At 74.2% G+C, this 5,406-nt stretch carries 4 protein-coding genes; 2 read left to right on the plus strand and 2 right to left on the minus strand.

Features of this window, described 5'->3' with window-relative positions; translation table 11 throughout:
- On the plus strand, positions 1 to 1,320 hold a 1,320-nt coding region (locus PSR1_RS21440; RefSeq protein WP_059439396.1), incomplete at its 5' end, for an AgmX/PglI C-terminal domain-containing protein.
- A 13-nt stretch (positions 1,321 to 1,333) separates the two neighbouring features.
- A complete protein-coding gene (gene cglE, locus PSR1_RS21445) occupies positions 1,334 to 1,951 on the plus strand; it encodes an adventurous gliding motility protein CglE (protein WP_059439397.1) in 618 nt (205 codons plus the stop codon).
- A gap of 52 nt (positions 1,952 to 2,003) precedes the next feature.
- Here cglE and PSR1_RS21450 read toward each other — a convergent pair whose 3' ends face one another.
- A complete protein-coding gene (locus PSR1_RS21450) occupies positions 2,004 to 3,686 on the minus strand; it encodes a CotH kinase family protein (RefSeq protein WP_059439398.1) in 1,683 nt (560 codons plus the stop codon).
- 117 nt (positions 3,687 to 3,803) lie between these two features.
- Positions 3,804 to 5,138 carry a metallophosphoesterase gene (locus PSR1_RS21455; RefSeq protein ID WP_059439399.1) on the minus strand — a complete coding sequence of 445 codons (1,335 nt, stop codon included), beginning with the start codon at positions 5,136 to 5,138 and terminating at the stop codon, positions 3,804 to 3,806.
- Positions 5,139 to 5,406: the final 268 nt, after the last annotated feature.

The raw sequence follows: 5,406 nt of genomic DNA on the forward strand, positions 1-5,406 counted from the left end.
GCCGCCACCTTCGTTCGGCCGAAGCAGCCGGTGCTGGTGGGCGACGGCGAGAAGTGCAGCCTGCGCGTCGAGGGGCTGCCGCTCGCCGAGTTCCCGATGCTCCGCTTCGAGGACGGCGACTACAAGTTCGCGTTCGGCTCCGGGATGACCGGGGTGGTGGACGAGCGGGGGCAGCGCACCGCCTTCGGCGAGCTGGTGAAGTCGCGCAAGGCCGCCAGCGACGAGAAGGTGAAGGGCGCCTACTGGATCCCGGTGCCGCGCGCCGGCGCGGTCCGCGCCGAGGTCGGCAGCCGCCTCGCCATCGAGGCGCGCCCGAAGAAGCCGGAGCCGGTGAAGCCGGTGCCGTTCTGGGACCGCATCAACTACCGGCTGCTCAACCTGTTCCTGGTGCTGTTCTTCATCCAGTCCGGGTTCATCGTCGCGGCCAACAACTTCCCGTACGACACCGACGTCCTCGCCGACGACCTGTTCAAGAACCCCTCGCGGATGGCGAAGTTCATCATCAAGCCGCCCGAGGCGAAGCCGAAGAAGCCGGAGAAGCTCGCCGGCGGCACGCAGAAGGACGATCCGGGCGAGATGGCCGAGAAGCACAAGGGCGACGAGGGCAAGATGGGCAAGCGGGACGCGCCCAAGTCGAACGCCCGGTCCGCGCCGCGCGCCATCGACCCGAACGCCAAGGACATCGTGAAGAGCACCGGCCTGCTCGGCGCGCTCGGGCGCGGCGGCGGCGGCCTCTCCACCGTGTTCGGCTCCGGCGGCCTGGGCGGCGACCTGAAGGGCGCGGTCGGCAACATGTTCGGCCCGGTGGTCGGGGACGCGCAGGGCCTGGGCGGCCTGGGCATCCGCGGCTCCGGCTCGGGCGGCGGCGGCTCCGGCGAGACCATCGGCATCGGCGCGGTCGGCACCAAGGGCCGCGGCGGCGGGCTCGGCACCTACGGCACCGGCGTCGGCGGCCTCGGCAAGAAGGGCGACCGCGACATCAGCATCGGCACCGGCGCCGCGCAGGTGATGGGCTCCATCGACAAGGAGCTGGTCCGCAAGGTCATCCAGGACCACGCCGCGCAGATCCGCTACTGCTACGAGCAGCAGCTCGCCATCAACCCGCGCCTCGCGGGCAAGGTGTCGATCAAGTGGATCATCCAGGCGGACGGCAGCGCCACCAGCCCGCAGGTGGACTCCGGCGCGACCACGCTCGAGGACGCCAAGGTCCACGACTGCATGATGAGCCGCATCACCAGCTGGCAGTTCCCCAAGCCCAAGGGCGGCGGCATCGCCGTCATCACCTATCCCTGGATCCTCCGGTCCGCCGGCGGCGAATAGGAGGGACATCTCCGTGAAGAACATCCTCGCCATCCTGGCGCTCACCGCGCCGCTCCTCGCCGGCGCACAGGAGTCCGCGCCCCGGCTGCAGGAGGACCCGCGCGCCGCCCGCTTCCGCGACGTCGAGCGCGGCCTCTTCGTCGGCATGGAGGCCGGCTACATGGCCTTCACCGACACGCCCACCGAGGACCCGGCGAAGTACCCGTACGCCGGCAAGGCGGGCGGCTCGGCCGGCGGCCTGATGGTCGGGCTCACGCTGGGCATGGACTTCGGCAACCGGCTCTCGCTCGCCATCTACGGCCAGGGCGGCAACCAGAAGGGCAGCTCGAACTACGGCGCGTTCAGCCTGTTCGCGGGCGGCCTCGACGCGCGCGTGGCGCTGCTCGGCTGGACCGACCGCAACGACTGGGAGCGCTTCTTCCTGTACGTGCACGGCCGCGGCGGCTACGCGAAGAGCTGGCCCGAGGGCCTGTTCAGCACGAACGACGTCGTGGTGCAGGGCGGCCCCGGCATCGAGTACTTCACGCGCCTGCGCCACTTCTCGGTGGGCCTCGCCGCCGACTACGTCTACGCGACGAAGGCGAAGGCGAGCGGGTTCGCGGTCTACCCGACGGTCCGCTACACGTTCTGATCCCGCGGCGGGCGCGCGCGGTCCTCGCCGCGCGCCCGCCCCGGCTCCCCCCTCACCGCCAGCCCCAGGTCTCCGCGCCGTCCGGCGTGCGCGCGTAGGTCCGCCCGCCGGGCGGCCCGTAGTAGACCGCGTCCACCGGCAGCTGCGTGGCGACGTCGAAGATCCCCACCTCGCCGCCCTCGGCCGCCACCGGGAACGGGAGCCGCAGCGTCCCGTGCGGCGGCACCACCGTGCCGGCGGGCAGCGGCGTCGCGAGCCGCTGGCGGAGGTCGCCGGTGATGGCGAGGCCGCCCAGGTCGCGCGGCGTGTCCTCGCGGTTGTAGAGCTCGATCGCGTCCGGCGCGACGGCGTTCACGACCAGGCCGCCCTCACCGCGGTGGCGCTCGAGCGCGATCTGCTCGCGCAGGAACCCGGTCCGGCGCCGGACGTAGTCCTTCAGCACCTGCACCGACGCGTCCGCGTGCGCCGGGTCCACCCAGGGATCCGCCGGGAGCAGCCCGGCGATGAGCGCGTGAAGCCCCTCGATGCGCGGCGACGTCTCGGCCTCGGCGAACGGGCCGTCGAGCATCGCCTCCACCTCGTCGAGGATGCGGTTCCGCAGCGCCGGCCGGTCCCAGATGCGCTGGAACAGCACCACGAACGGCGGGTGCGCGCCGCCGTAGCGCGCCTCCTTGCCCGCCGCGACGCCGAGGGTGCCCGCGTCGTACAGCGTGTAGAACGGGATGGCGTAGCGGAACGGCACGCCCCACTCCACCGCGTTGTCGCGCCAGAACACCAGCTTCGCGTTGTTGAGATCCCACGGGACCCACAGCCACCTGTCGCGCACGCGGTCGTGCACGAGGTAGCTGCCGGAGTCGTCGATGCCGGAGAGGCTGATGAGGATGCCCACCGCGTAGAAGCGGAAGAACCGGGGCAGGTCCACGTGCCGCTCCAGCCACGCCTCGATCTCGCCCTCGGGCGTCCGGCTCAGCCCGACCAGGAACGCGTCGAGGTCGTCGGAGGGCTCGCTCGAGTTCGTCTTCTTCTCCCACGGCCCCTGGTAGTGGGCGGGCGGGGTGAGCTTCAGCTCGCAGTCGCGCAGCCCGCAGCGGTAGACGTTCGCGTTCGGGTCGATGCCGTTCTCCAGGAGGAAGTGCTTCTCGTCCGGCTCCTCGACCTCGACGTACACGCCCTGGTGCTCGCCGTTCACGTCGAGCGTCACGAACCGGGCCCGCGGCGTGGGCACGCCGGCGCCCATCATGAGCGCGTAGGAGAACGGATCGGACAGGTACCCGCCGTCGGGCCACTCGGCGAGCAGGTTGCGCGTGCGCTCGCCGTCGAGCGGCGCGTCCTTGGGGCGGCGGACCTTCCAGCTGTGCTTGGGGTGCTCGCGCGAGCCGTCGCCGCGCTGCCGGAGCGTCACGTCCCACCAGGCGCCGTGGTAGTGGAACCGGCCCGGCGCGTACTCCTTGCTCCACATCGTGTAGACGATGGCCGCGGTCGCGTCGTCGAACGCGAGCGCGTAGGGCTCGACGCTCGTCTGCAGCGGAGGCCACGCCGGCGCGCCGAGCGGCGCGTCCGGGTTCACGACCCCGCCGTTGCCACCGCCACCGCCACCGCCCCCGCCCCCGCCGCCCGGGCCCGGGCCGCCGCCCGGCTGGCCGCCGAGCGAGCCGTCGGGGAGGGGCGCGCCCCCGGTGCAGGCGAGCAGCAGGATCGGGATCAGCAGGCGGGCGGCCGCGAACGTGCGTCGCATGACCACATGCAGCGCAGCGGGCGACGCGCCGGGAAGCGGGCGCGCGGGTGATCACCCACCGTGCCTGCCCGCCGTCGCCGGACGCGCGGGCGGGCGCCGGGGGTGCGTGCGGGCGGCCTAGCGGCGGCGGCGGCGCAGCGCGGCGGCGGCAACCACCGCCAGCGGCGCGAGCAGCGCCCAGCCCGAGCCGGCGGCGGCCTGGCAGCCGACCGCCACCGCGCCGTTCGGCGGCGGCGCGCCGGGGGTGCCGCCCGTGCCGTCGTCCCCGCCCGGCGGCTGCGCGGGCAGCGCCGGGACGTCCTTCACGATCGTGAAGGTGTCGTGGACCACGCCGTCGCCGCGGATCGAGTCCACCTTCAGCGTGCCGCCGTCGAGCGTGAGGCGGAGGTGCTGATCGATCTTCTCGCGGTAGGCGGTCCAGGGCTCGGCGGGGAGCACGAAGTCGTACAGCCAGCCGCCCGCGCCGCCGCTCGTGACGTACACCGGCGCGGCGGGGTGGTCGTAGTCCTTCTGCACCGGCTGCCCCTGCCGCGTCGGCCAGCTCCGCTCGTAGAGGTGGTTGTGGCCCTGGAGCACCAGGTCCACCCCGGCTCCCTCCAGCACCCCGAGCAGCGCCGCCGGGATCTGCGGGTACACGCCGTACTTGCCGGTCGCGACCACGGGCCGGTGGATGAGGACGATCTTCCACGGGGCGCGGGTGGCCGCGAGGTCGGCGGTGAGCCAGCCGACCATCGTCTTCGCGTCGCAGCCGGCGGTCGCCGCGTCCATCGGGACGATGCAGTTCGAGTCCAGCGCCGCCACGTGCACGTCGCCCCAGTCGAACGCGTAGTAGCGCTCACCCTGCGGCCCCTCCGGCAGCTCGAAGGCGTCGAGGTACGGCTGCGCCCAGGGCTGCCGGTACTCGTGGTCGCCGGGCGCCGGCCACATCGTCACGTCCGCGAGGAGCGCCGCCATCGGGCGGAACAGCTTGGAGAGGAAGTCGGCGGCGGTGGCGTCCGGGTAGGCGTTGTCGCCCACGGTGAGGATCGCCTGCGCGCCCTCCTCCCGGATGCGCGCGATGTGGTTCAGCTCGGCGGGATCGCCGGTGCCGTAGTCGCCGACGACCGCGAGGATCGCGGCGCGGCCGGCGGCGGTGTCCGGCCGGCCCGGCGTGTGGAGCGTGCCGCCCGGCCGCTCGGCGCCGTCCACCGTGAGCCGGTACGGGATCGCGCTCGCCGCGGGCAGCCCCTCGAGGCGGAGCAGGTGGTGCGTGCCGTCGCTCGCGGCGCGCGCCGTGCCGCCGCCCGGGAGGTCCGCGACGGCCTCCACCGCCGCGGCGGCGTCGGTGTCCACCACCACCAGCGCGGAGGACGGGCCGGTCTGCTGGAGGAAGGGGCCGCGCGTGACGCTCGCGGCGAGCGCCGCCGAGGGCAGCGCGGCGAGCGCGAGGAGCAGGCGGGTGATCGAGCGCATGTGGCGTCTCCGTGCGCCCGGGGGCGCGCGCCGCAGGTCGGCGTGTCGAGGGGGTCAGCCCGTCTGAACACGCGCGGGGCGCCGGGCCATCCCGGCGCGGGCGCGGGCGCGGCGATCGCGTGCCGAGCGCGTGGCGCTCCGGCGCCGCAGGTGGGAAGCGCGCTTCCGCGGGAGGCGACGTGCGGGCGCCGCGGGAGCGGGGGAGCGTGGGCGCGGATGTGCGGGCACCGCCGTTGCACCGCGGCCCCGCGTGCTCGCCGACCGACCC

Source organism: Anaeromyxobacter sp. PSR-1 (assembly GCF_000964525.1).
Lineage (GTDB): Bacteria > Myxococcota > Myxococcia > Myxococcales > Anaeromyxobacteraceae > Anaeromyxobacter.

Bases quoted from the DNA above. Each gene is read 5' to 3' on its own strand.
- PSR1_RS21450 (WP_059439398.1), bottom strand. From the start codon at position 3,686: ATGCGACGCACGTTCGCGGCCGCCCGCCTGCTGATCCCGATCCTGCTG.
- PSR1_RS21455 (WP_059439399.1), bottom strand. From the start codon at position 5,138: ATGCGCTCGATCACCCGCCTGCTCCTCGCGCTCGCCGCGCTGCCCTCG.